This window comes from Actinoplanes sp. NPDC049118, from assembly GCF_040648555.1.
GTDB lineage: Bacteria > Actinomycetota > Actinomycetes > Mycobacteriales > Micromonosporaceae > Actinoplanes.
Window position 1 is genome coordinate 25,923 of record NZ_JBEZDY010000002.1, and the last position, 24,009, is coordinate 49,931.

24 protein-coding genes are annotated in these 24,009 nt (G+C 71.2%); 18 read left to right on the forward strand and 6 right to left on the reverse strand.

Features of this window, described 5'->3' with window-relative positions; genetic code table 11:
- Window positions 1-26 precede the first annotated feature (26 nt).
- Window positions 27-2,084, forward strand: a complete 2,058-nt coding sequence (rho, locus tag AB0B58_RS02650; protein ID WP_360216325.1) for a transcription termination factor Rho — start codon at window positions 27-29, stop codon at window positions 2,082-2,084.
- A gap of 131 nt (window positions 2,085-2,215) precedes the next feature.
- The gene (locus AB0B58_RS02655) at window positions 2,216-3,397 is read left to right on the forward strand and encodes a nitric oxide synthase oxygenase (protein ID WP_360216328.1); all 1,182 of its coding nucleotides are present in this window, start codon (window positions 2,216-2,218) and stop codon (window positions 3,395-3,397) included.
- Between the two features lie 10 nt (window positions 3,398-3,407).
- Here the strand turns inward: AB0B58_RS02655 and AB0B58_RS02660 are convergent, their stop codons facing one another.
- The 3 genes from AB0B58_RS02660 to AB0B58_RS02670 are packed head-to-tail and all read right to left on the reverse strand — an operon-like array spanning window position 3,408 to window position 6,006.
- Window positions 3,408-4,040, reverse strand: coding sequence for an RNA ligase family protein (locus AB0B58_RS02660; RefSeq protein ID WP_360216331.1), 633 nt, complete (start codon window positions 4,038-4,040; stop codon window positions 3,408-3,410).
- Complete coding sequence (locus tag AB0B58_RS02665) at window positions 4,040-4,936, reverse strand: AAA family ATPase (RefSeq protein WP_360216334.1); 897 nt, start codon at window positions 4,934-4,936, stop codon at window positions 4,040-4,042. The genes AB0B58_RS02660 and AB0B58_RS02665 overlap by 1 nt, the downstream gene beginning before the upstream one ends.
- A complete protein-coding gene (locus AB0B58_RS02670) occupies window positions 4,933-6,006 on the reverse strand; it encodes an RNA ligase (protein ID WP_360216337.1) in 1,074 nt (357 codons plus the stop codon). Before AB0B58_RS02670 ends, AB0B58_RS02665 begins: the two co-directional genes overlap by 4 nt.
- Window positions 6,007-6,236: 230 nt before the next feature.
- Between AB0B58_RS02670 and rpmE the strand changes: the two genes are divergently transcribed.
- Both rpmE and prfA read left to right on the forward strand, forming a co-directional pair.
- Window positions 6,237-6,461, forward strand: coding sequence for a 50S ribosomal protein L31 (gene rpmE / locus AB0B58_RS02675; RefSeq protein WP_360216340.1), 225 nt, complete (start codon window positions 6,237-6,239; stop codon window positions 6,459-6,461).
- A gap of 155 nt (window positions 6,462-6,616) precedes the next feature.
- Entirely contained in the window at window positions 6,617-7,708 is a 1,092-nt protein-coding gene (gene prfA, locus AB0B58_RS02680; RefSeq protein WP_360216344.1) for a peptide chain release factor 1, read from the forward strand.
- Here prfA and AB0B58_RS02685 read toward each other — a convergent pair.
- The gene (locus AB0B58_RS02685; protein ID WP_360216347.1) at window positions 7,692-9,041 is read right to left on the reverse strand and encodes a PQQ-binding-like beta-propeller repeat protein; all 1,350 of its coding nucleotides are present in this window, start codon (window positions 9,039-9,041) and stop codon (window positions 7,692-7,694) included. The two genes, prfA and AB0B58_RS02685, sit on opposite strands and share 17 nt — an antisense overlap.
- 144 nt (window positions 9,042-9,185) lie before the next feature.
- Between AB0B58_RS02685 and AB0B58_RS02690 the strand changes: the two genes are divergently transcribed.
- Complete coding sequence (locus tag AB0B58_RS02690) at window positions 9,186-10,409, forward strand: M48 family metalloprotease (protein ID WP_360217426.1); 1,224 nt, start codon at window positions 9,186-9,188, stop codon at window positions 10,407-10,409.
- Here the strand turns inward: AB0B58_RS02690 and AB0B58_RS02695 are convergent.
- A complete protein-coding gene (locus AB0B58_RS02695; RefSeq protein WP_360216350.1) occupies window positions 10,406-11,911 on the reverse strand; it encodes a GGDEF domain-containing protein in 1,506 nt (501 codons plus the stop codon). The two genes, AB0B58_RS02690 and AB0B58_RS02695, sit on opposite strands and share 4 nt — an antisense overlap.
- 100 nt (window positions 11,912-12,011) lie before the next feature.
- On the opposite strand from AB0B58_RS02695, the gene prmC reads away from it, so the two are divergent.
- From prmC to AB0B58_RS02720, 5 genes are all read left to right on the forward strand, one after another.
- Window positions 12,012-12,887, forward strand: coding sequence for a peptide chain release factor N(5)-glutamine methyltransferase (gene prmC, locus AB0B58_RS02700; RefSeq protein ID WP_360216352.1), 876 nt, complete (start codon window positions 12,012-12,014; stop codon window positions 12,885-12,887).
- Window positions 12,888-12,923: 36 nt separating this feature from the next.
- The gene (locus AB0B58_RS02705; protein WP_360217429.1) at window positions 12,924-13,565 is read left to right on the forward strand and encodes an L-threonylcarbamoyladenylate synthase; all 642 of its coding nucleotides are present in this window, start codon (window positions 12,924-12,926) and stop codon (window positions 13,563-13,565) included.
- A gap of 2 nt (window positions 13,566-13,567) precedes the next feature.
- Window positions 13,568-14,191: a phosphotyrosine protein phosphatase gene (locus AB0B58_RS02710; RefSeq protein WP_360216355.1), complete on the forward strand. Its 624-nt coding sequence runs from the start codon at window positions 13,568-13,570 to the stop codon at window positions 14,189-14,191.
- A complete protein-coding gene (locus tag AB0B58_RS02715) occupies window positions 14,188-15,147 on the forward strand; it encodes an L-threonylcarbamoyladenylate synthase (protein WP_360216358.1) in 960 nt (319 codons plus the stop codon). Before AB0B58_RS02710 ends, AB0B58_RS02715 begins: the two co-directional genes overlap by 4 nt.
- Window positions 15,148-15,507: 360 nt before the next feature.
- A complete protein-coding gene (locus tag AB0B58_RS02720; RefSeq protein ID WP_360216361.1) occupies window positions 15,508-15,798 on the forward strand; it encodes a hypothetical protein in 291 nt (96 codons plus the stop codon).
- Window positions 15,799-15,939: 141 nt separating this feature from the next.
- Here AB0B58_RS02720 and AB0B58_RS02725 read toward each other — a convergent pair whose 3' ends face one another.
- Window positions 15,940-17,469 (reverse strand): SDR family oxidoreductase, encoded by a 1,530-nt coding sequence (locus AB0B58_RS02725; protein ID WP_360216364.1) that lies wholly within the window; start codon window positions 17,467-17,469, stop codon window positions 15,940-15,942.
- Window positions 17,470-17,550: 81 nt separating this feature from the next.
- Here AB0B58_RS02725 and glyA point away from each other — a divergent pair, with 81 nt between their 5' ends.
- The 8 genes from glyA (at window position 17,551) to atpA (ending at window position 24,006) form a co-directional block, all read left to right on the forward strand.
- Window positions 17,551-18,840 (forward strand): serine hydroxymethyltransferase, encoded by a 1,290-nt coding sequence (gene glyA, locus AB0B58_RS02730; RefSeq protein ID WP_360216367.1) that lies wholly within the window; start codon window positions 17,551-17,553, stop codon window positions 18,838-18,840.
- Window positions 18,837-19,322 carry a hypothetical protein gene (locus AB0B58_RS02735; RefSeq protein ID WP_360216370.1) on the forward strand — a complete coding sequence of 162 codons (486 nt, stop codon included), beginning with the start codon at window positions 18,837-18,839 and terminating at the stop codon, window positions 19,320-19,322. The genes glyA and AB0B58_RS02735 overlap by 4 nt, the downstream gene beginning before the upstream one ends.
- A gap of 209 nt (window positions 19,323-19,531) precedes the next feature.
- Complete coding sequence (locus tag AB0B58_RS02740; RefSeq protein ID WP_360216373.1) at window positions 19,532-19,765, forward strand: hypothetical protein; 234 nt, start codon at window positions 19,532-19,534, stop codon at window positions 19,763-19,765.
- Window positions 19,766-19,780: 15 nt separating this feature from the next.
- A complete protein-coding gene (gene atpB / locus AB0B58_RS02745; RefSeq protein ID WP_360216376.1) occupies window positions 19,781-20,572 on the forward strand; it encodes a F0F1 ATP synthase subunit A in 792 nt (263 codons plus the stop codon).
- Between the two features lie 71 nt (window positions 20,573-20,643).
- Window positions 20,644-20,877, forward strand: coding sequence for an ATP synthase F0 subunit C (locus tag AB0B58_RS02750; RefSeq protein ID WP_360216379.1), 234 nt, complete (start codon window positions 20,644-20,646; stop codon window positions 20,875-20,877).
- Between the two features lie 25 nt (window positions 20,878-20,902).
- Window positions 20,903-21,457, forward strand: coding sequence for a F0F1 ATP synthase subunit B (locus tag AB0B58_RS02755; protein WP_360216382.1), 555 nt, complete (start codon window positions 20,903-20,905; stop codon window positions 21,455-21,457).
- Complete coding sequence (locus AB0B58_RS02760) at window positions 21,454-22,275, forward strand: F0F1 ATP synthase subunit delta (protein ID WP_360217432.1); 822 nt, start codon at window positions 21,454-21,456, stop codon at window positions 22,273-22,275. Before AB0B58_RS02755 ends, AB0B58_RS02760 begins: the two co-directional genes overlap by 4 nt.
- A gap of 81 nt (window positions 22,276-22,356) precedes the next feature.
- Window positions 22,357-24,006, forward strand: coding sequence for a F0F1 ATP synthase subunit alpha (gene atpA, locus AB0B58_RS02765; RefSeq protein WP_360216385.1), 1,650 nt, complete (start codon window positions 22,357-22,359; stop codon window positions 24,004-24,006).
- The last annotated feature ends 3 nt before the right edge of the window (window positions 24,007-24,009 follow it).

Here is a 24,009-nt window from a genome sequence, read left to right on the forward strand (position 1 = left end):
TTGGTTTTTTCGACGGAAGGAATCCATTGAGCGACACCACCGACGTGACGTCGGGTGTTTCTGACGTCGCTGACGACGGCGCCACCACCGCGGCGGTCACCAAGCGTCGCCGCGGCGGCACGGGGCTGTCGGCGATGCTGCTGCCCGAGTTGCAGAGCCTCGCCGCGTCCCTCGGCATCTCCGGCACCGCGCGGATGCGCAAGGGCGAGCTCATCACCGCCATCTCGGAGCGCCAGAACGGCGTGACTCCGGCGGCGCCCGCCAAGAGCGCCCCGCGCCCGCGCACCACGAACGGCTCCGACGCTCCGGCGGCCGAGCCGGCGCGCACCGAGCCCGTGGCGGCCGCTGCGGCCGTCACATCCGAGGCCCCGGCTCCGGCGGTGCAGGCTCCGGTGGTTCAGGCCGTCGTAGCCGAGCCCGCTGCCGCTCAGCCTGTCGCTGCCGCTCAGTCCGCGGCCCCGGCGACGACGGAGCAGCCCGCGACCGAGGGCGAGTCCGGCCGGCGCAGCCGCCGTGACCAGAACCGGGACAGTGCCCCGGCCGACGGCCAGGGCGAGGGCGAGCGCACCGAGCGCGCCGACCGGGGGGACCGGTCCGAGCGTGGTGAGTCGCGCAACCGGGACCGGCAGCGCAACCCGCAGCGGTCCGAGGGCGGCGAGCGCAGCGACCGCGGCGAGCGCAACGATCGTGGCGACCGTGGTCCGCGCAACGACGGCGGTCCGCGCAACGAGGGCGTCACGCGCGGCGACAACGGCCCGCGTAACGACAGCAACGACGACGAGGACGGCGACGGCGGCGACGGCGGTCGGCGCAGCCGGCGCAGCCGGTTCCGTGACCGTCGGCGTGGCCGCGACCGGGACGGCGGCGAAGGCGGTGGCGGCGGCCGGGACGGCGGCCGCGAGGGCGGGCGCGACAGCGGCCGCGAGCCGCACGTCAACGAGGACGACGTCCTCGTGCCGGTGGCCGGCATCCTCGACGTGCTGGACAACTACGCGTTCGTCCGCACCACGGGTTACCTCTCCGGCCCCAACGACGTCTACGTCTCGATGTCGCAGGTCAAGAAGCACGGGCTGCGCCGCGGCGACGCGGTCACCGGCGCCGTGCGCGCCGCGCCCCGCGAGGGCGGCGGCGACCAGCGTCGCGACAAGTACAACCCGCTGGTCCGCCTCGACACCATCAACGGGATGGAGCCCGAGGAGGCCCGCAGGCGGCCCGAGTTCTACAAGCTGACCCCGCTGTACCCGCAGGAGCGGCTGCGTCTCGAGACCGAGGCGCACATCCTCACCACGCGGGTCATCGACCTGGTCATGCCGCTCGGCAAGGGCCAGCGTGCCCTGATCGTCTCGCCGCCGAAGGCCGGTAAGACGATGGTGCTGCAGGCGATCGCGAACGCGATCACCCACAACAACCCCGAGTGCCACCTGATGGTCGTGCTGGTCGACGAGCGGCCCGAAGAGGTCACCGACATGCAGCGCTCGGTCAAGGGCGAGGTCATCGCGGCCACGTTCGACCGGCCGCCGCAGGACCACACCACCGTCGCCGAGCTGGCGATCGAGCGGGCCAAGCGCCTCGTCGAGCTGGGCCACGACGTGGTCGTGCTGCTCGACTCGGTGACCCGGCTCGGCCGGTCGTACAACCTGGCGGCGCCGGCCTCCGGTCGCATCATGTCCGGTGGTATCGACTCGACCGCGCTCTACCCGCCGAAGCGCTTCCTCGGCGCGGCGCGCAACATCGAGAACGGTGGCTCGCTGACCATTCTCGCGACGGCGCTGGTGGAGACCGGCTCGATGATGGACACGGTGATCTTCGAGGAGTTCAAGGGCACGGGTAACGCCGAGCTCAAGCTCGACCGCAAGATCGCGGACCGGCGTACGTTCCCGGCCATCGACATCCACCCGTCCGGCACCCGCAAGGAGGAGATCCTGCTCGGCAAGGAGGAGCTGGCGATCGTCCACAAGCTGCGCAAGGTGCTGAGCTCGCTGGAGTCCTCGGCCGCGCTGGACCTGCTGCTCGACCGGCTCAAGCAGTCCCGGACGAACATCGAGTTCCTGATGCAGATCGCGAAGTCGACGCCGGGGGAGTAAACGCCCGAAAACGACCGAAGGGGGCAGCCGTCGCACAACGGCTGCCCCCGTCGCACATTCAGTGCGTTTAAGGCCATATGGCGCTGTGCGAACCTCCCTGAGCACTCGGCTCAACGGTGGGAGGACGCCCGATGATCGTTCCTGGGTACCGGGACCATCCGACGGAACGATGGGATCCGATCGCACCAGTCGATCCGGGAGAGGCCGAGGACTTCCTCCGCCAGTGCTATCTCGAGAACCCCCGCCTCGGGCCCGTCGAGCCGCGCCTGGCCATCGTGCGTGCGCAGATCGCGGCGACCGGCGGCTACGCCCACACGACCGAGGAGCTGGCGTACGGCGCCAAGATGGCCTGGCGCAACTCGAGCCGCTGCATCGGCCGGCTCTACTGGCGCAGCCTGGTCGTGCTCGACCGGCGCCGGGCGCGCACCGCGGACGACATCTTCTCGCTGCTGGTGCACCACCTCCGCGTCGCCGGCGGCGGGGACCGAGCCGGGGCGATCCGCCCGGTGATCAGCATCTTCGCGCCCGCCCTGCCCGGGCAGCCGTACGCCCGGGTCTGGAACGAGCAGCTGATCCGGTACGCGGGCTACCGCACCGACGACGGCAGCTTCGTCGGCGACCCGCGCAACGAGGAGTTCACCGCCGCGATGCAGGGCTTCGGCTGGCAGGGCAAGGGCGAGGCCTTCGACGTGCTGCCGATCGCGGTCGAGACCCCGGCCGAGGGCGTACGCCTCTACGAGCTACCCGAGCGCGCGATCCTCGAGGTGCCGCTCACCCACCCCGAGTTCGGCTGGTTCGCCGAGCTGGGGCTGCGCTGGCACGTGGTGCCGGCGATCTCGAACCTGCGCCTGACCATCGGCGGCGTGCAGTACCCGCTGGCGCCGTTCAACGGCTGGTACATGGGCTCGGAGATCGGCGCCCGCAACCTCGCCGACGAGAACCGGTTCAACATGGTGCCGATCGTCGCCGCGCGCATGGGCCTGGACACCAGCCGCGAGTCGACGCTGTGGCGGGACCAGGCGCTGATCGAGCTCAACCGCGCGGTGCTGTACTCGTACGAGAAGGCCGGCATGAAGATCGCGGATCATCACACCGAGTCGCAGCGCTTCCTGACCCACCTGCGCAACGAGGAGAAGGCGGGCCGGCCCGTCCCGGCCGACTGGACCTGGATCGTGCCGCCCATCTCGGGCGGGGCGACGCCGGTCTTCCACCGCTACTACGAGGAGCTGGACCTGCGCCCGAACTTCTACCTGGACCCGGAGGCGCAGGCCCTGGCGCAGTCCGGCACCCGCACCTGCCCGTTCTCGGGTTGAGCCGGGCGAGCTAGGCGAATTCGTTGAGCGGGAAGTCGTCCCGGTGGCGCCAGGCCGCATCGGTGCGGACGTGGTCCGCGCGGACCCACTTCAGCAGCCGGTGGGAGAACTCCGCGGCGGGGATGCGTCCCGCGCTCCGGACGACGAAACCCTCCGACGACTCGGGTTCGCGCAGCGTGGCCCACGCGCCCCGTGCCTCGCTCAGGCTGCCGCCGCGGTACAGCACCGGTACGACCGGCAGCTCCAGCCGCTGCGCCCAGTCGACGGTGTCGTCCCAGCCGAGCAGCGTGTTCGTCTCGTCCCAGATGCCGAAGACGATGAAGACGCCCGGCAGATCCGTGTACGCGATGCTGCGCCGCGCCCACATCGACTCGCCGCAGACCCGCCAGTCGTCCGGGATCCGGTAGGCCGTCATCGCCCAGAGGGCCTTGGCGGCCCTGTCCCACGGGTTGGTGCCCGAGTCGACGGAGCGGGCGTACATCGCGTCGCGGGTGAAGGTCAGGTTGCCGCCGTCGAGTTTCTCCGTGACCACCAGTTCACCGTCCAACCAGGACAGATCCTGCTGCACGCGGTCGTCGCCGGTGGCACCCGGTGAGTCGGGCAGGTGGAAAGTCCGCGGGTACTTTCCGGCCTGCCCGTCCATCAGAAGTCTCCCTCTGCCACCTGGAACACGGTCAGCCCCAGGGCGCGCCACATGCGAACGACCTGCTGCCGGTCGTCGAAGACACCGATGACCCGCCAGCGGTCACGGATCTCCTCGTCGAAGATCTCCCGCTTGACGATCGCATCCTTGCGCGAGTCGCCCGCGGGCCGCATGAAGAGTCCTTCGTACGGCACATCGACGTAAAGGTCCAGCCAGGCCTGCGTTTCGGCCCGGCATTCCTCGTCACGCCCCGAGCAGAAGACGATCGCGTGGCCGGCCGCGTGCATGGCCCGGACCGCCGCGATGACCGCCGGGTTCGGCGCGTCCTCACCGACCCGGCTCCAGTCGTACGGGCTGCGCCCGTTCATCAGCGCGACGGTGCCGTCGATGTCCACGAGCACCACCGGCGGCAGGCCCGGGTCCGGGTCGTAGGCGGCGCCCGGACCACCCGGATCCACGTACGGGATCGGCAGCGGGGTGTTCTTGCCGGCGAGGTACCGCTGGTGCATGCGGCGGATCGCCTCCTCACCGACCCGGTCCTGCTCGGTGCGGTCCGCGTCGCGGCGCAGGCACTCCTCCAGCGGTACGTCCGTGAAGTCGTGCACCTCGAACGTCGCGTGGAAGCGCGCCGCCAGCTCGGCCCACTCGCGTACCGTCTTGGCTCGCAGGTTGGTGTCGTCGACGATCACGTCCGTGTGCGCACGCAACAGCGCCTCGACGGCGGCCCGCTGCGCGCGCGTGACCTGCCCCTCCGCCCACTGGGTGAAGAGCCGCTCGCCGTGCAGCATCCGCCGCAGGTCGTCGCGGTTGACGCGGACGACCCGCGGCTGCAGCTTGCGCGCGAACGTGGTCTTGCCCGAGGCGGGCAGGCCACGCGTGATCAGCAGTCTGGTCATTGCTCACTCACAGTTGTGCCGGTCGGGGTCAGATCGCCGGCCGGCCGAACGAGCTGCCACAGGCCGGCACGGTAGTCCTTGTCGTCGAGGCGCAGGAAGAGCGCCCCGCGGTGCTCGCTGCGCACGGCCTGGGCCGCGAACTCGCGCCGGCCCCAGCCGTCGGGCAGGCCCGCCACGATCGCCGCGAACTCCGCCTCGACGGCGCCGGCCAGCGCCTCGACCTCGGCTGTCAGTCCGGCGGCGACGCCCCGCACCCACGCGTGGAATTCGTCCGGCAGCGGCTCCGTCAGCGCGTCCAGGTCGCCGCCCGAGACGAGCACCTCCCACACGGTACGGGCGGAGAGCCCGGTCACCAGCCGGTGCAGCCGGACGTAGTCCGCGTACTTGATCTTCACGCGCTCGTCGGTGCCGGCGAAGTGCACGACGAGTCCCTCCCGGCCGCCGCGCGGCGGTGCGGCGAGCGCCTCGGCCAGCGTCGCGTACGCGAAGGAGTCGACGACCGGTCCCGGCCAGTGCGGCACCGCGGACGGTCCGAAGGTGCGGCCGGTGGCGATCTCGACGGCGCCGAGCAGGATCAGGTCGTCCAGCCCGGCGTAGTCGAGCACGATCCGGTTCCCCGGGTAGACGATCTCGACCAGCACCGTCAGCCCGTCGGGCGGCGCGAAGTCCGGGTACCGGGTGCGCAGCACCTCGGTCGCATGCCGGGCCTGGTCCGACGCGAACGAACCGCGGGTGGCGACCGCGAGCTCCGCGCCGTCGCGGTAGATGATGCCGAGCGAGCCGTCCGCCTTGTCGGTGACGGTCACCGCCGCCTCCGGCGGAAACCGCGGCGCGTGGTCTTGATCATGGTTGAAGAACTTGGCGTAGGGGCGGGCGAGGACGGTGTCCCCGTCCACGATCAGGCCGCGGCAGGCCAGGGTGATCGGCGTCCACGCGGCGGCGTACTGGCAGGCCTCGGTGTAGTTGTAGATCACATACGGCCGCGTCGGGTGACGCTGAACCCGCACGTGTCCGTTTTCGACCGCGGTGGCCAGTTCAGCCGGGTCGAGGACGTCCGCGAGCAGCGCCATGACAGCCTTCCTTCCGGATGCGCCCGCCGCGGGAATGCGACGAGGGCCGCTCACGTTATCGACCACGGACCCAGTAATGCCTCCTGATTTCTGATCGGGGCCTGTGACATGGCAGACTGGTCCATCGGCCAGTAATGGTTCCGGTTCACGCTCGAGTCGTCCGCCCTGGCGGGGTGGTTCGGCGGTGACGGCGACCCGGCGACCACATCATCGAGAGGGACCGAGAAATCATGAAGAGCGGTATCCACCCGGAGTACACCACCACCGAGGTCGTCTGCTCCTGCGGTAGCACGTTCACGACCCGTAGCACCGCCAAGGGCAGTGAGATCCGCGTCGAGACCTGCAGCGCCTGCCACCCGTTCTACACGGGCAAGCAGCGCGTGCTGGACACCGCGGGCCGGGTCGCCAAGTTCCAGGCGAAGTACGCGAAGGTCACCGCCGCCAAGAAGAAGTAGCTGCCTCGACGGCGCCCACCCCGGGATTCCGGGGTCGGGCGCCGTTCGTGTGTCTGTCCGGGTGACCAAGGAGGCGGCATGAGCGAGCTTGCGAGCGAATCATCAACTCAATCCAAGACTCATGACAGCGCCGGAGCGCCAGCGGAGGTGATGGCATGAGCACGGATCGGTTGTCTACGCTGCTCGAGGAGTATGCGCAGCTGGAGAAGCAGATGGAGGACCCCTCCATCCACTCCGACCAGGCGCTGGTGCGCCGGGTCGGCCGGCGCTTCGCCGAGCTGGCGCCGCTCTACGCCGCCAACGCCGAGCTCGAGGCCGCCCGCGCGGACCTGGCCGCGGCCAGGGAGCTCGCCGCCGAGGACCCGTCCTTCGCCGGGGAGGTCGACGCGGTCGCCGCCGCGCTCGCCCCGCTGGAGGCGAAGCTCGGCGAGATGCTCATCCCGCGCGACCCGCACGACGCCAAGGACGTCATCGTCGAGATCAAGGCCGGCGAGGGCGGGCAGGAGTCGGCGCTGTTCGCGGGCGACCTGCTGCGGATGTACACCCGCTACGCGGAGAAGCACGGCTGGGTCGTCGAGGTCATCGACGTGCAGGACTCCGACCTGGGCGGGGTCAAGGACGTCTCGGTGGCCGTGAAGACCAAGGGCGTGCCCGAGGGCGGCCACGGCGTCTGGTCCCGCCTCAAGTGGGAGGGCGGCGTGCACCGCGTCCAGCGGGTGCCGGTGACCGAGTCGCAGGGCCGCATCCACACCAGCGCCGCGGGCGTCCTGGTGCTGCCCGAGGCCGAGGACGTCGACGTGCACATCGAGCCCGGCGACATCCGGGTCGACGTGTTCCGCTCCTCGGGGCCCGGTGGCCAGTCCGTCAACACCACCGACTCGGCCGTGCGCATCACCCACCTGCCGACCGGCACCGTGGTGAGCTGCCAGAACGAGAAGAGCCAGCTGCAGAACCGGGAGTCGGCCATGCGCATCCTGCGCTCCCGGCTGCTCGCCATGGCGCAGGAGCAGGCCGACGCGGCCGCCTCCGACGCCCGCAAGTTGCAGGTGCGCACCGTCGACCGTTCGGAGCGGATCCGCACGTACAACTTCCCGCAGAACCGGATCAGCGACCACCGGATCGGCTACACCGCGTACAACCTGGATCTGGTGCTCGGTGGCGAGCTGGACGCGGTGCTGGACGCGCTCGCGGAGGCCGACCGGGCCGCCCGGCTGGCCGGCGAGACGGAGATCAGCCGACGTCCGTGACGGCCAGTCGGCTGTCCTGCGTCATGCACGCCAGCAGGGTGCCCTCGCTCTGGCAGCCGTACTCGATGACCGGCGGCATCGCGCCGAGCAGCAGCACCTCGCCGGAGCGCTCGTCGAAGCGGCTGACCGACATGAGCCCGGCCGGCTCCCGGGTCCGGGCCAGCAGGTACGGCGATGCCGTGGTGCCGAGGTTCCACACGGGTGCCGCGGTGCCCAGATCGGCGAGCCGCCGCCCGGTCGCGGCGTCGATGAGGTGGTGCCGTGCGCCGCTCTCGTCGTCGTCCACCAGCAACTGCCCGGTGACGAGCGGGAAGGCGTTCGCCGAGCCGGGTATCCGCCAGCGCAGCTCGCCGGTGTCGCGGTCGTAGCCGGCCGTACCGTCCGGGCCGTTGAGGCAGAGCACCGGTCCGCAGCCGAACGCGCCGCCGGGTGAGCGCGGCTCGATGTGCCACAGCCGCCGCAGCGTCTCCGTGTCGTACGCGGTGACGGTCGTCCGCTCCTGGTCGGAGTGCTCGACGTAGAGGCGGTGGCCCTCGACCGTGAGCGCCGTCGCCCGGGAGTCCTGTGCCGGCGGCCGTCCCCATGGCAGCGTCGCCGCGGACACCGGCGAGCCGTCGGCGAGGTCGAACACCTCGACGTCGCCCTTCGCGGACGCCGTGACGAGGCGGTCCGCCCTGATCTGGAACCGGCCGTCGGTCACCCAGGTCTCCAGGTCCGCGGCGCGGCGCGACCACACCGTGCCGCCGTCCGCGACCCGGACCATCTGCATCGCGCGGACCCGGCTGCCGTCGTCGTTCCACTCCGTCAGCAGGGCCCGGTCGCCGGTGGCCGCGGCCAGCTCGCCGGGCCGGCGCCACAGCTGCCGCCCGGTGACCGCGTCGACGGCGATCGTGTCCCGGCTGAACTCGCGGTAGACCTCCAGGCCGTCCGGGTCCTTGAACCGCACCGTCGTGTGTGCGGCCGGCAACAGCAGCACCCCCGCCTGGATCAGGCCGAGCACGTCGGCGTTGTCGGGAACCGGGTTCGACCAGCGCACCACCCCGGTGCGCAGGTCGTGCGCGGTGAGCCGGGTGCCGCCGGACTGGGAGAGCACGTAGGCGCCGCCGCCGGCCACCATGAACGTGTCGGCGCCCTCGCGGAACGGGGTGCTCCAGAGCCGGGCCGGCCCGTGTGGTTCGGGCCGCGCCGAGCCGGTGACCGTGAGCACGCAGACGATCGCGACGGCCGCCACCAGCACCCGCCGGAGCTCGGCCCGGCCGATGGGACGCCGGGAACGGGCGGACGGCGGCCGGTCGCCGCCGTCCGTGACGAGCCCCAGCTCGATGACGGTCATACGGCGAGGGTAGGTCCCGGGCGCGGGCGTTGCGGGAGCGCCCGGTCATTCGCTGGACGAGAGCGGGGAGAAGCCGAATAATCCCCGCTCGTGCCTGTGACGACCCCGGACCTCTGCCCCCGTTGTGAAGCCGCCTTGAGCAGGGTGGCCGACGCGGCTCCGTGGTGCGGAGCCTGCGAGTGGAATCTCGACGACTTCGCTCCCGCCGAGAACGTCGGCTGGGTGTGGCGCCGGATCGACAGGTGGGACAGCAGGGCGGGCTTCCGGGTCGACCGGCGCATCGTGGAGGCGTACCTGCGGGACCCCGAGGCTCCCGTACCGCAGGCCGGCTTTCGCCTTCTGGTCCTCATCTCCGCGGTCCTGATGCTGCTGCTGTTCGCCGCCGTCGCGGCGGGAGTCCGGCTCATCGTGCACGGCGGGGGCCTGCCGCTGGTCCTGCTGGGGGCGCTGCTGCTCGGCGCCGCCTGGTTGCTGCGGCCGCGGCTCGGCCGGCTCAAGCAGTTGGTGCGGGAAAGCCACGTCGTGTCGGCGGCTCAGGCGCCCGCCCTGCACGGTCTGGTCGAGCGGATCGCGCGGGAGTCCGGCACCCCGGTTCCGGATGTCCTGGCCCTCGACTACTCCTGGAACGCCTTCGCCGGCGTGGTCGGCATCCGCCGGACGAAGGTGCTGGTCCTGGGCGTGCCGCTGCTGCTCGCGCTCGGACCGCAGCAGCTCGTCGCGCTGATCGGGCACGAGCTCGGGCACCTGCATCACGAGGACAGCAGCCGCCGGCTGCTGACGCAACCCGCCCGGACCGCGTTCGGGACCCTCTCGGCGCTGCTGCGGCCGCCGCCCCGAAATGCCGTCGACCCGGAGCTGTCCGGCTTGTACGCCTTCTTCCTCCTGCTCTGGCAGACTGCCGGCGGCCTCGTGTCCCTGCTGCTCTTCGCCGTTCACCTGGGCGTGCACATCCTGGATTCCCGGGACAGCCGGCGGGCCGAACTGCGCGCGGACGCGATGTCTGTCCGGGCAGCGGGATCCGAGGCGGCGCTGGAACTGGTCAACCTGCTCCCGCTCGTGCCCGACCTACGCGGCTACGTCCAACCGCACGTGCCCGAGGGGCGGCGAGCGGGCGATCACTGGCGGCGCATGCTGACCCTGGCCCGCGACCGCGGGCTTGACTCGGCCGAGCTGCACCTGCAGCTCTCCATCAGGTCCCGTGCCTCCCTGCTGGCCAGCCATCCGGCGCCCGGACGCCGGCGGCAATGGATGGCCGGCCTGCCGCAGGCGCCGGCCGCCGTCGCGGTGAGCACCGAGGCGGCCGCCGAGATCGAGGCGGAGCTGATCCCGTATGCGGCCGCGATGCATCGCTGGATGCTCGACGACTAGGCCGGGGTCCGGTTCGAGGCGGCCGTGGCCAGGGCGGCGCTGAGGCTGCGGCCGTTCGTGCCGACCTCGGACCAGCCCGCGGCCAGGCCGATCGGCGTGCCGGGGACCAGCACCTGCCAGTTCTCCCCGGCGGCCGCCGCGCTGATCCGCCGGGAGACCTCGGCTGCCTGGTTCGGGCCCGCGCCGGGCAGCAGCACCACGAACTCGTCGCCGGCGAAGCGGGCCACGAAGTCGCCGCGGCGCATGACCCGGTTGAGCACGCCCGCGATGCGCTGCAGCACCAGGTCGCCGCAGTGCCGGCCGTGCCGCGCGTTGACCGCGGTGAAGCCGATCAGGTCGCAGACGCCGATCGCCGCGCGCTCGCCGCGGGCCAGCATCGCCGCCACGTAGCGCTCGAGCTGCCGGCGGTTGGGCAGGCCGGTGAGCGGGTCGGTGAGGGTCTCGTCGTTGTAGCGGCCGACATCGCGCTGGGTCTCCTGTGCGTCCAGGCGGGCGGCCACCCCGTCGAGGTAGCCGTCCCGGAGCCGGTCTATGCGCTGGGCGGCGAGGCGGAACGCGTGCCGGTCGGCGATGTGCGCGGCCTCGTGGTCGCCGGCCGAGGCGTAGCAGATGCTGCGCAGCCGGGCCGGCTCGGAGGGCCCGAGGATCTCCTGGGAGACGGGCACGGCGTCGAGTTTGCGCAGCGCGTCGCCGGGCCGGTCCGCCGCGATGTCCAGGCACACCGTCCCGAGATGCCGCAGGTCGCGGGAGCGGACGCTGTCGCCGCCGCCGGTCAGCAGCGCGGCCACATTGGTCTCGGTGGACTCGCCGAGGGCCGCGCGGCGGGCGAGCGCGTAGCCGTACACGGGCCGGCTGCTCGGGCGCAGGCGCACGTCGGCGCCGGTGGCGACGTAGCGGGTCAGCTCCGCGTCGATGTCGCGCAGGACCCGGAGGCAGCCGTCGGTGTCGCCCTGGTGGTCCAGCGAGACCGCGTTGCGCAGCCGGATCCCCGGCGCGGCGAAGACCTCGCTCGCCATGCCGGCCGCCGCGCCGACCTGCCGGGCCTGCTCGATCGCGGTCAGCGCGTGGCCGTGGAAACCCAGATAGCTGTACGCCATGGCGAGGTCGTGCCAGCCCCACGCCGTCTCGCTGTCGCCCTCCGGCACCGCCGCCAGCGCCCGCGAGGCCTGCACGAGGTGGGTGACGCCGCGGTCGAGGGCGCCCTGCAGATATGCGCCGAGGGCGGCGAAGGCGTGCATCTGGCCGCGCAGGTAGGGATCCGAGGTGTCCCGGACGGCGTTGCTGGCCACCGTCATGGCGGTGGCGAGCTCGGCGACGCGGCCCAGGTTGATGAGCGCGCCGAAGCGCTGAACCACCGCGTACGCCCGGGTGAGCGGGTCGACGGTCGTGGCGAGCACCTTGTCGAGGATCGCCAGCGCCTCCGCGGAGCGGCCGCCCTGCTGAAGCTCGCCGGCGTTGGCCAGTTCGTCGACTGAATCCGGGAGCTGGTCCAACCACGTCATGGTGCCGCCATGGCCATCCAGGCCCCTCCTGCCGACGCCGTTCGTCGATCGCGGTGACCCGGCCGGTCACCTTCGAGATACGACGTTCCATGATTATGCCGTGACGCCGACGCACGAACACCCCTCCGAGGGGACGGAACGGACGCGGTTGGCGCCGGCGCTCGCGCGGGCGGCCGCGCGGCTCGCCCAGGCGGGCGTGGCATCGCCGCGCGCCGACGCCGAACTGCTCGCCGCGCATGCCTTGGGTGTCGGCCGCGGCCGGCTGCCGCTGATCGACACCCTGCGCGCCGACGAACTGCGCCGCTTCGCCGGGCTGGTCGAGGAACGGGCGCGCCGGATCCCGTTGCAGCACCTGCTCGGCACGGCCGCGTTCCGCCATCTCGAGCTCGCCGTCGGCGACGGCGTGTTCGTGCCGCGGCCCGAGACCGAGCTGCTGGCGGGCTGGGGGATCGAGCGCACCGAGCCGGGCGCGACGGTGGTCGACCTGTGCAGCGGCACCGGTGCGATCGCACTGTCCGTCGCGGACGAGGCCGCGCCGGGGCGGGTCTTCGCGGTGGAACGCTCGTCGGCGGCGCTCGAATATCTGCGCCGCAACGCGGCGCCGTTCGCGGTGGTGCGGGTCGTCGAGGGCGATGTCACCGATCCCGGCCTGCTCGCGGAGTACCGGGGGCAGGTCGACGTGCTGCTCTGCAACCCGCCGTACGTGCCGGACGGCACCGTCGTGCCCGCCGAGGTCGCCGAGCACGACCCGGCGGAGGCGGTGTTCGGCGGCGCCGACGGCCTCGCCGTGATCCGGCCGGTGATCGCTCTGGCGGCGGACCTGCTGCGGCCCGGCGGCTCGCTCGGCATCGAGCACGACGACGTGCACGCCTCGGCGGTGCCAGATCTGGTACGCGCGGACGGACGGTTCGCCGACGTCGTCGCACACACCGACCTGGCGGGCCGCCCGCGATACGCGACAGCCCGGCGCAGATAGGGACGAGACCCGCGCCATGGCACACTGCAACCTGTGATGCTCTACGACTGCCGGACCGTGGCCGAACGGGATCGCGGCATCGCCGCGGCCGTCGAGGCGGTCAAGGGCGGTGAGCTGGTCGTCCTGCCCACCGACACCGTCTACGGCGTCGGCGCGGACGCGTTCACCCCGCATGCCGTCAACGCCCTGCAGAACGCGCGCGGCACGGACCGCCGGGTCCCGCCGGTGCTGGTCGGCTCGCGGCACACCCTCGACGGGCTGGTCTATTCGCTGCCGAAGGCCGCCCGAGAGCTGGCCGACGCGTTCTGGCCGGGCGCGCTGACGATCGTCGTCGAGCACTCGCCCAGCCTCCAGTGGGACCTGGGCGAGACCGGCGGGGTGGTGGCCGTGCGGATGCCGTTGCACCCGGTGGCTCTCGAGGTGCTGCGTGAGGTGGGCCCCATGGCCGTCACCACCGCCAACAAGATCGGCCAACCGGCGCCGGCCACCGCCGAGGAGGCCCGCGACCAGCTCGAGTACGCGGTCCGGGTCTATCTGGAGGCGGGGCCGGCCGCCGACCCGGCGCCCAGCACGATCGTCGACGTGACCGGCGACGCGCCGCGGGTGCTGCGCGACGGTGCGATCCCGTTCGAGAAGTTGCGTGAGGTCGTGCCCGACATCCTGGCCGTGGGAGCCTGACGATGCCGTTCACCGTCCTGCACGTGTGCATGGGCAACATCTGCCGTTCCCCGATGGCCGAGCGGCTGCTGGTGCTCGCCGCCGGCCAGCGGCTGAGCAAGGTCGCTCCCGACGTGGACCTGGGCGACCTGCTGCGCAGCGCCAGCGCGGGTACGGGCGGCTGGCACGAGGGCGAGGAGATGAACCCGCCCGCGGCCCGGCAGATCAGCCTCCGCGGCGGGAGCACCGACGGCTTCACGGCCCGCAAGCTGACGAGTGCGCAGCTGGACGAGGCCGACCTGATCCTCACCGCCACCGCCGACCAGAGCGACTACGTGCACGCGCTGGTGCCAGGCGCGGCCGACCGCACGTTCGTGCTGGGCCACCTCGGCCGCCTGGTGCGCGAGCTGGACCTCTCGGCGCTGCCGCCGGCCGGTACGGACGCCGGGGCGTTCGCCGCCCGCGCCGCCGCCCTGGTCGCCGCGGCCGGTCGCCGCCGCGGCGGGACCGAGCCGCTGCCCGGCGACGACCTGGACGATCCGTGGGGCCGGGGCGACCAGACCTTCCAGCGCATCGCCGACGACATCGACGAGTCGCTGTACGCGATCGTGGACGCGTTGCTGCCGACCGCGCCGAGGCCCGCGTGACGATCGTCGAACCGGACGCCGACGGCCTGCGCCGGGCGGTGGAGCTGCTTCGCCAAGAGTCGGTGGTCGCGTTCCCCACCGAGACGGTCTACGGCCTCGGGGCGCACGCCTTCTCGGAGAAGGCGATCGCGGAGGTCTACCGCCTCAAGAACCGCCCGTCGTGGAACCCGCTGATCGTGCACGTGTCCGGCGTGGCGGAGGCCCGCGGACTCGCCGAGCGGTGGCCGGACGTGGCGAACGAGCTGGCGGCACAGTTCTGGCCCGGCCCGCTGACCCTGGTGGTGGAGCGGGCCCGGCACCTGGGCGCGGTCGGTCCGCGGCTCGACACGATCGCGCTGCGGGTGCCGGCGCACGAGGTCGCGCTGAAGCTGCTGGAGGCCTCGGGGCTGCCGCTTGCCGCGCCGAGCGCGAACCGCTCGGAGGGCATCTCGCCGACGACGGCCGAGCACGTGCTGCGCGGCCTGCCCGACGTCCCGCTCATCCTGGACGGCGGCCCGGCCTCGCTGGGCATCGAGTCGACGGTCCTGGACCTGACCGGGGAGACGCCGAGGCTGCTGCGCCCGGGCGCGCTCGGCCTGCGGGACCTGCGCGAGGTGACCGGCGCGATCGCGTTGCCGGACGAGGTCGTCGACGGCGCGGTGCGGTCCTCGCCCGGCATGGGCGCCCGGCACTACGCGCCGAGGGCGACCGTGATCCTCGCGAAGGACGTGCGCGAGGTGGAACACGGCGACCTGACCGGTCCGGTGGCGGTGCTCAGCTACGAGAGCGTCGAGGACTTCTCCGACGAACTCGTCGCCGAGGTGCTCAGCGCGGATCCGCGCGAGTACGCGGCCGACCTCTACGCGGCCCTGCACCGGCTGGACGACGCCGGGGTGGGCACGATCATCGTGCAGGCCCCGCCGGAGACCGAGGAATGGCTGGCCGTGCGGGACAGGCTGCGACGCGCGGCCGCGTGAGCACCCGCCCGCGGACCTGCGTCGTGGGATCACCTCACTCCAATGTGTCCGCACGGGATTGATACGGCGGGGTTGCGTCGGATATTGATATATGACAACGTGGATCTGCGAACACGCGTCAGCTAACGGGGAGATTTCGATGCGAGCGCAGCAGATCCATGCATGTCCATGGCCGATTCATCTGTATAGGCCATCCGTATCCTGCTGCCGTCTTCCGCGCTAACCTCGGCGAAGGCCTTCATCAACGGCCGAGGCTTCATTGTGTGCATTGCACGACAGGGGCGCCCCTGTTGTCCTTTGTCGTTGCTTTCGCGTGCCCGCGAAACGGGGAAAACGGGGAAACGAGAGGATGGAGTCTTCATGAAGAAGAATCTGGTTCGGGCGGTCGCGGTCTTGGGGTTTGCGGGGGCGACGGTCGCCGGCGTCGCCGCGCCGGCGATGGCGGCACCCAAGCCGAGCTGCGTCTCGGTGACCGTGCACAGCTTCAACTCCGTGACGATGCACAACAACTGTTCGGTCAGCCACCGGCTCAGGGTGGTCTGGCGGAACGCCCGTGACTCGGGCTGCTTCACGGTGAACTCGGGCGCCTCCAAGGACGTCAACGCTTTCAATCAGCCGTTCGCGTCCTACGACAAGGTTGTTACCTGCTAGCCGGACGAGTGGCCTGAAGCGCCTCACCGCCATGTGATTTCGTATTGAATTGTGGTCGCCGTCGGGCCCGGCGGCGACCACAATCAATCCGCGCCGCGGCGACATCGGCGACCATTCCGTACAGTTGGATCGCCGCATTCATTATTTGTTGCGGTATTCCATGTCACGGCTCTCGCGATTCGACCGGCCGGCCGGTCGAGCGGGACAGGGTGCGTCGGGCGGCCGCGCCGTAGCGCCCAGTGCGATGTTGCGGGCCATGCCGCTGAAGATGACGCCGTGGAAGGGCAGCACGCTCGCCCAGTAGGCATGTCCGGCCAGCCCGCGCGGCACGAAGATGGCGCGCTGCCGGTAGACGCTGGTCCCCTCGGGACCGGGCTCCGCGGACATCTCCAGCCAGGCCCGGCCCGGCACCCGCATCTCGGCCCGCAGCCGCAGCAACTCGCCCGGCTTGATCTCCTCGACGCGCCACCAGTCCAGCGCCTCGCCGACGTAGAGGTGGTCCCGGTCGCGGCGGCCCCGGCGCAGGCCGACGCCGCCGACAAGCCGGTCCAGCCAGCCGCGTACGGACCAGGCGAGCGGGGACGAGTACCAGCCGTTCTCGCCGCCGACCCCCTCGATCACCCGCCACAGGGCGTGCGGTGGCGCCTCGACCGGCTGGCTGCGTTCGTCGACGTAGATGCTGCCGCCCGACCAGTCCGGATCGCTGGGCAGCGGTTCCGCGGCCGCGTCCCGGCCGGCCGCGTTCGACCACCGGGTCTCGACGTTCGCGTCGCGGATCTTGCCGAGGGCGAGCCGGACGGCCTCGTCGAAGCCGAGCAGGCCGTCGGCCGGCACGTACCGGGCGATGTCGTTCTCGCGGGCGAACGCCTCGTGGATCAGGCTGCCGACCAGGGGCCGGGCGATCGAGTTCGGCACGGGCGTCACCGCGCCGACCCAGTGCGACGAGAGCCAGGGGCTCAGCGGGCGTACCGGCACGATGATCCGCCGGGGCAGCCCGGCGACCCGGGCGTACCGGTGCATCATCTCCAGGTAGGTCAGGACGTCAGTGCCGCCGATGTCGAAGCCGCGGTTGACGTCGCCGGGGAGCGTGGCGCAGCCGATCAGGTAGCGCAGCACGTCGCGGACGGCGATCGGCTGGATCCGGTTGCGCACCCAGCGCGGGGTGACCATCACCGGCAGCCGCTCGGTCAGGTAGCGCAGCATCTCGAAGGAGGCCGAGCCCGAGCCGATGATCACCGGTGCCCGCAGCACCGCCGTCGGCACCCCGCTGCCCAGCAGGATCCTCGCGACCTCGGCGCGGGAGCGTAGGTGTGCCGAGGGATGCTCGCTGGCGGGTGGCTCGGGTCCGCCCAGATAGACGATCCGGGAGACCCCGGCGGCCCTGGCCGCCGCCGCGAAGTTGCCGGCCGCCTCCCGGTCGAGGCGCTCGAACTCGGGCCGGCCGAGCGAGTGCACCAGGAAGTACGCCACGTCGACGCCGTCGAAGGCCGCCCGCAGGGTGCCCGGGTCGGACAGGTCGCCCTCGACGACCTCGACCCGGTCGGCCCAGGGCACGTCCCGCAGGCGGGCGGCGCTGCGCGACAGGCAGCGTACGGAGTGGCCCGCCTCGAGCAGCCGGGGCGCCAGGCGGCCGCCGATATAGCCGGTGGCGCCCGTGACCAGACAATGCATAACCCCCACTGTGCCCGCAGGCAGGGCCCGATAAGCCATATGCTCGAATCCGGCAGCGTCGCCGACGTGAGGGAGCGCGCCATGGAGACCTTCTGGGGCCCCGACTTCGGTGCGCTCGAGCGTGAGGACCCGGAGATCGCGGAAGTGGTCCTGGGCGAGCTGGAGCGTCAGCGCGGCGGCCTGCAGCTCATCGCGAGCGAGAATCTCACCTCGCCGGCGGTGCTGGCCGCGCTCGGCTCCACGCTGACCAACAAGTACGCCGAGGGCTATCCCGGCCGGCGCTACTACGGCGGCTGCGCGGAGGTGGACCGCGCCGAGGAGCTGGCGATCGAGCGCGCGAAGGCGCTGTTCGGCGCCGAGCACGCGAACGTGCAGCCGCACTCGGGCTCGGCGGCCAACATGGCGGCGTACGCGGCGCTGATCCAGCCCGGCGACACCATGCTGGCCATGGACCTGCCGCACGGCGGTCACCTCACCCACGGCAGCAAGGTCAACTTCTCCGGGAAGTGGTACCACCCGGTCGGCTACTCGGTGCGGCGCGACACCGAGCTCATCGACTACGACGAGGTCCGCGACCTGGCCCTCGCGCACCGGCCCAAGCTGATCGTCTGCGGCGCGACCGCTTACCCGCGGCTGATCGACTTCAAGGTGTTCCGCGACATCGCCGACGAGGTCGGCGCCTATCTGATGGTCGACGCGGCGCACTTCATCGGCCTGGTCGCCGGCCGGGCCGTGCCGTCGCCCGTAGCGCATGCCGACGTGGTGTGCTGCACCACCCACAAGGTGCTGCGCGGACCACGGGGCGGAATGATCCTGTGTCGTGAGGAGCTCGCCGCGCGCATCGACAAGGCCGTCTTCCCGTTCTCCCAGGGCGGGCCGATGATGCATGTCGTCGCGGCGAAGGCCGTCGCCCTGCGTGAGGCGGCGCTGCCCGACTACCAGCAGTACGCACGCCAGGTGGTCAGGAACAGCCAGGCGCTCGCCGCCGGGCTGGCCGGTGAGGGCATGCGTCCCGTCTCCGGCGGCACCGACACCCACCTGGCCCTGGTCGACCTGCGCGACATCGGGGTCACCGGCCGCGACGCGGAGGCGCGCTGCGACCTCGCCCGGATCACCCTGAACAAGAACGCGATCCCCTACGACCCGGAGAAGCCGATGACCGCCTCGGGTATCCGGGTCGGTACGCCGAGCGTGACGACCCAGGGCATGCGGGAGGGCGAGATGCGCCAGATCGCCGGCCTGATCGCCACCGCGGTGCGCGCGGATCCGAACTCCGCCGACGGCGCCGCCGCGCTGCGTGACGCCGCCGGCGAGGTAGCCGTCCTGGTCCGGGGCTTCCCGGCGTACGCACAGGTGGGGGTGCCGGCGTGAACGACTCCGCCGACCGCGTGGTGCCGGCCCAGCCCGGCGCCGTCGACGACGACCTCGAGGACGGGCGGCCGCTGCCCGACCTGCCGCCGCTGCCCGCGGATCCGCGCTGGCGCGTCGAGCATCTGCCCTTCCTCACCGCCTTCTCCGTCGCCTTGATGCTCTGCGGGGCGTCCGTCGGCTTCCTCGTCGGCGGTGTGCCGGCGGCGATGGGCGCGGCCGCCGGAGTGGCCGTGGTCACGGTCAGCTTCACCATGTCGACCCTGGTGCTGGCGTGGGCGGACACCGTACGCCCGGCGTTGCTGATGCCTCTTGGCCTGATGACTTATGTGGTGAAGTACGCGTTGCTCGGCGTGATCATGGCGTTTGTGATCTCCTCGGAGTGGCCGGGCCGACTCGCGATGGGTTGGGGAATCGTCGCGGGCGTGCTCGGTTGGACCGCCGTGCAGATCTGGTGGGTGGCTCGCACGAGCCTCTCGAAGTGATCTTCTGCACTCGCGTTTCCACTGGTCAGTGACCCTTTAGGCGCTGTCTGTCCACGATCCGGTGACTGCGGCACGGCGAAGTTGTCCGGTTCTGGCGGAGGAGGAGTAGCGTGATGGCGAGTTGCGAGACCCCTTACGCCTGGACAACTGCGGTTGTGCGGGGGGTCCCGCTTAGCTTCGTCTGGCCTGCTGATATCGTTCGGGCCGTCATGACTGGTCAAAAACCCCCCGGCAACCCCCATGGCGACGACGGTCAAAACCCGCCCGACACGGGCATGGGAATGACGGCGCTCAGCTATCTCCTCGGGGGAATGTTGGTCTGGGGTGGCATCGGCTGGTTAGTCGACCACTACGTCGGGACCAAGGGCATCTTCGCCGGAATCGGTGTCGTTATCGGCACCGCCGGCGGTGTCTACCTCATCGTGCGCCGTCTCGGCGCCTGACAGGAAAGGGCTACGGTGACCGGTCAGTCGATCGTCCTCGCAGCGGATGTTCCGTTCCCGCCGAGCGTCGAGGACTTCTACCTGCCCAGCATCGCGCCGTGGGGTGAGCACTCCTACTGGTTCACCAAGATCACCCTGCTGGTCTGGGTGTCCGTCGCGGCGCTCATCATCTTCTTCCTGGTCTCGAACCGGAAGCCGCAGCTCGTCCCCACCAAGAAGCAGTGGCTCGCGGAGAGCCTCTACGGCTTCGTCCGCAACAACATCTCCGTGGAGATGATCGGGCCCCGCGGCGTCGCCTTCGCGCCCTATCTGACGACGCTGTTCTGCTTCATCCTGCTGAACAACTTCTTCGGTATCGTGCCGCTCATCCAGATCTCGCCGATGTCGCACATCGCTTTCCCCGCGGTTCTCGCGGTGATCAGCTATGTGTTGTTCATCGCCGTCGGCATTAGGCACCACGGCTTCGTAAAATATTTCAAGACCGCTCTGATCCCGCCGGCGCCGTGGTTCATCCTGCCGCTGCTGATTCCGATCGAGTTCTTCTCGAACTTCCTGGTCCGCCCGTTCTCGCTGGCGGTCCGTCTCTTCGCCAACATGTTCGCCGGGCACATGCTGCTGCTCGTGTTCACGCTCGGCGGCTTTGCGATGCTCAGCACGAACGTCTGGTACCTGCCGTTCTCGCTCGTCTCGTGGGTGATGACGATCGCGCTGACGTTCCTCGAGTTCATGGTGATCGTGCTCCAGGCCTACGTGTTCACGGTCCTGACCGCGAGCTACGTGGCGGGCTCGCTCGCCGACGAGCACTGAGCCGCCCGCCTGCTTAACACCCCGTTGTCGTCCCGCGTGACAGTCACGCGAGATACCAGGAGGAATCAGTAATGGACGTTATTGCCGCCCTTACGGGCAGCACCGCCGCCATCGGCTACGGTCTCGCTGCCATCGGCCCCGGCATCGGTGTCGGCCTGGTCTTCTCGGCCTACATCCAGTCGACGGCCCGCCAGCCGGAGTCGGCGCGCCTGACCCTGCCGTTCGTCTGGATCGGCTTCGCCGTCATCGAGGCGCTGGCCCTGCTGGGCATCGCCTTCGGCTTCATCTGGCAGGGCCAGCTCTAAGCTGCTCCGCCGAACGGAGGTTCACATGCTTTCGTACCTAGCCACCGAGGTGGCCGAGGAGTCCGGCCACAACCCGATCATCCCGATCTGGCAGGAGGTCGTGGTCGGCACGATCGCCTTCGCCGTGCTCTGCTTCGTGCTGATGAAGTTCGTCTTCCCCATCATGGAGAAGACCTTCGCGGCCCGGGTGGACGCGATCGAGGGTGGCATCAAGCGCGCCGAGGTCGCTCAGGCGGAGGCCAACGAGCTGCTGGAGCAGTACCGCGCCCAGCTCTCCGAGGCCCGCACCGAGGCTGCTCGCATCCGTGACGAGGCGCGTGCCGACGCGGAGGGCATCCGTCAGGACGTCCTCGCCAAGGCCCGGGAAGAGTCCGACCGCATCATCGCGGCCGGGCGCGACCAGCTCGCCGCCCAGCGCGAGAGCATCGTCCGTGAGCTCCGCGCCGAGGTGGGCACGCTCGCGGTGGACCTGGCCAGCAAGATCGTCGGTGAGTCGCTCGCCGACGAGGCGCGCAGCCGGGGCACCGTCGACCGCTTCATCAGCGAGCTCGGGGCCGGCACCGGCACCGGGCGGCGCTGATGGCGAGCGTCAACCGGGAGTCGTACGCGGCGGCCGGTGAGAAGCTGGCCGCGGACACGCGGCAGGCCACGGCCGCGCAGCTCGCCACGACCGCCGACGAGATCCTGTCGGTGGCCCGGCTGCTGCGCGGCGAGCTCCGGCTCCGCCGTGCGCTGACCGACCCGTCGCGCGGCGGCGACGACCGGGCGGAACTGCTCCGCTCGATCCTCGCCGGCAAGCTCGGCACGGTCACCGTCGACGCGCTCGCGACCCTGGTGTCCGCGCGCTTCTCCCGGCCGTCGGAGCTGCTCGACGCGGTGGAGCGGCTCGGGGTGGACATGGTCCTGGCGTCGGCCGACAAGGCCGGCACGATCGCCGAGGTCGAGGACGAGCTGTTCCGCTTCGGTCAGATCGTCGGGGGCAACGCCGAGCTCGCGGTCACGCTCAGTGACCCGGGCGCACCGGCCGAGCGCCGGGTTAAGCTGGCGAGGGACCTGCTGGACGGCAAGGCCCAGGCGGCGACGATCCAGCTCATCGCGGTGGCGCTCGAGGGTTTCGGCGGGCGCAACTTCGAGACCTCGCTGGTCCGGCTGGTCGAGCTGACCAGCGCGAAGCGGGACCGCGAGGTGGCCTATGTGACGGTCGCCAAGCTGCTCGGCGACGCCGAGGAGCAGCGGCTCGCCGCCAAGTTGTCCGACATCTACGGTCGGCAGGTTTCGCTGAAGTTCGACCTGGATCCGAGCATCATCGGCGGCCTCAGCGTCCGTGTCGGCTCCGACCTCTACGACGGCACGATCCTGCGGCGACTCAACGAAGCCCGGCAGGCGTTCGCTAAATAGTTACTTCCCCTCGGTGGCGGCGACGTCCCGAGCACGCCCTCGGCGGCGGCGACGCCCCGAGCCGACAAGAGAAGGCAGAGGATGGCCGAGCTGACCATCTCCTCGGACGAGATCCGGGGGGCGCTAGAGCGCTACGTCTCGTCCTACACGCCCGAGGTCTCCCGTGAGGAGGTCGGCATCGTCTCCGATGCGGGCGACGGGATCGCGCACGTCGAGGGTCTGCCCTCGACGATGGCGAACGAACTGCTCGAATTCGCCGACGGCACGCTGGGCGTCGCACTGAACCTCGACGTCCGCGAGATCGGCGCCGTTGTTCTGGGTGACTTCGCCGGCATCGAGGAGGGCCAGCAGGTCAAGCGGACCGGCCGCGTCCTCTCGGTCCCGGTGGGCGACGCCTACCTGGGCCGCGTGGTGAACGCGCTCGGTGAGCCGATCGACGACCGCGGCCCGATCGAGAGCGAGGGCTTCCGCGAGCTCGAGCTGCAGGCGCCGAACGTCATGTCCCGGCAGCCCGTGAAGCAGCCGCTGCAGACCGGCATCAAGGCGATCGACGCCATGACGCCGATCGGCCGCGGCCAGCGCCAGCTGATCATCGGCGACCGCAAGACCGGCAAGACCACGGTCGCGCTCGACACGATCATCAACCAGCGCGCCAACTGGGAGTCGGGGGACCCGGAGAAGCAGGTCCGCTGCATCTACGTCGCCATCGGCCAGAAGGCGACGACGATCGCCAGCATCCGGGGCACCCTCGAGGAGCAGGGCGCGCTGGAGTACACGACGATCGTGGCCTCGCCCGCGTCCGACCCGGCCGGCTTCAAGTACATCGCCCCGTACACCGGCTCGTCCATCGGACAGCACTGGATGTACGCCGGCAAGCACGTCCTGATCGTCTTCGACGACCTGACCAAGCAGGCCGAGGCGTACCGCGCCGTTTCGCTGCTGCTGCGCCGCCCGCCGGGCCGCGAGGCGTACCCGGGCGACGTCTTCTACCTGCACAGCCGCCTGCTCGAGCGCTGCGCGAAGCTCTCGGACGAGCTCGGCGGTGGCTCGATGACCGGCCTGCCGATCATCGAGACGAAGGCCAACGACATCTCGGCCTACATCCCGACGAACGTCATCTCGATCACCGACGGCCAGATCTTCCTCGAGGCCGACCTGTTCGCCTCGGGTGTGCGCCCGGCCATCAACGTCGGCACCTCGGTGTCGCGGGTCGGCGGCTCGGCGCAGGTCAAGGCCATGCGGCGGGTCTCCGGCCGGCTCCGCCTCGACCTCGCCCAGTTCCGCGAGCTGGAGGCCTTCTCGGCCTTCGCCTCCGACCTGGACAAGGCGTCGCGGGCGCAGCTGGACAAGGGCGTGCGCCTGGTCGAGCTGCTCAAGCAGCCGCAGTACTCGCCGTACTCGGTCGCCGAGCAGACCATCATCATCTGGGCCGGCACCACGGGCCAGCTCGACGACGTTCCGGTCGGCGACGTGCGGCGCTTCGAGGCCGAGCTGCTCGACTGGATCAAGCGCAACCGCGGCGAGACCTTCACGGCGATCGAGTCGACCGGCCAGCTGAGCGACGAGCAGGTCGAGACGCTGCAGAGCGGCGTCGACGAGTTCAAGGTGCTGTTCAAGCAGGGCGAGACCCGCGGCAACGTGGGTAACGAGGCCCAGCCCGAGCCGATGGCCGACGGCAGCGAGAGCCGGGAGACCGTGACCCGCGAGGTCCGTCCCGGGGACGAGAGCTAAGCC

Excerpts from the sequence above, each read along its gene's own strand:
- AB0B58_RS02685 (WP_360216347.1), bottom strand. The coding sequence starts at position 9,041 with ATGACCGTCATCGAGCTGGGGCTCGTCACGGACGGCGGCGACCGGCCG.
- rpmE (WP_360216340.1), top strand. The coding sequence starts at position 6,237 with ATGAAGAGCGGTATCCACCCGGAGTACACCACCACCGAGGTCGTCTGC.
- prfA (WP_360216344.1), top strand. The coding sequence starts at position 6,617 with ATGAGCACGGATCGGTTGTCTACGCTGCTCGAGGAGTATGCGCAGCTG.
- AB0B58_RS02695 (WP_360216350.1), bottom strand. The coding sequence starts at position 11,911 with ATGACGTGGTTGGACCAGCTCCCGGATTCAGTCGACGAACTGGCCAAC.
- AB0B58_RS02725 (WP_360216364.1), bottom strand. The coding sequence starts at position 17,469 with ATGCATTGTCTGGTCACGGGCGCCACCGGCTATATCGGCGGCCGCCTG.
- glyA (WP_360216367.1), top strand. The coding sequence starts at position 17,551 with ATGGAGACCTTCTGGGGCCCCGACTTCGGTGCGCTCGAGCGTGAGGAC.
- AB0B58_RS02665 (WP_360216334.1), bottom strand. The coding sequence starts at position 4,936 with ATGACCAGACTGCTGATCACGCGTGGCCTGCCCGCCTCGGGCAAGACC.
- AB0B58_RS02660 (WP_360216331.1), bottom strand. The coding sequence starts at position 4,040 with ATGGACGGGCAGGCCGGAAAGTACCCGCGGACTTTCCACCTGCCCGAC.
- AB0B58_RS02710 (WP_360216355.1), top strand. The coding sequence starts at position 13,568 with ATGCCGTTCACCGTCCTGCACGTGTGCATGGGCAACATCTGCCGTTCC.
- atpA (WP_360216385.1), top strand. The coding sequence starts at position 22,357 with ATGGCCGAGCTGACCATCTCCTCGGACGAGATCCGGGGGGCGCTAGAG.
- AB0B58_RS02655 (WP_360216328.1), top strand. The coding sequence starts at position 2,216 with ATGATCGTTCCTGGGTACCGGGACCATCCGACGGAACGATGGGATCCG.
- AB0B58_RS02670 (WP_360216337.1), bottom strand. The coding sequence starts at position 6,006 with ATGGCGCTGCTCGCGGACGTCCTCGACCCGGCTGAACTGGCCACCGCG.
- AB0B58_RS02755 (WP_360216382.1), top strand. The coding sequence starts at position 20,903 with ATGCTTTCGTACCTAGCCACCGAGGTGGCCGAGGAGTCCGGCCACAAC.
- AB0B58_RS02740 (WP_360216373.1), top strand. The coding sequence starts at position 19,532 with ATGACTGGTCAAAAACCCCCCGGCAACCCCCATGGCGACGACGGTCAA.
- AB0B58_RS02705 (WP_360217429.1), top strand. The coding sequence starts at position 12,924 with ATGCTCTACGACTGCCGGACCGTGGCCGAACGGGATCGCGGCATCGCC.
- AB0B58_RS02750 (WP_360216379.1), top strand. The coding sequence starts at position 20,644 with ATGGACGTTATTGCCGCCCTTACGGGCAGCACCGCCGCCATCGGCTAC.
- AB0B58_RS02720 (WP_360216361.1), top strand. The coding sequence starts at position 15,508 with ATGAAGAAGAATCTGGTTCGGGCGGTCGCGGTCTTGGGGTTTGCGGGG.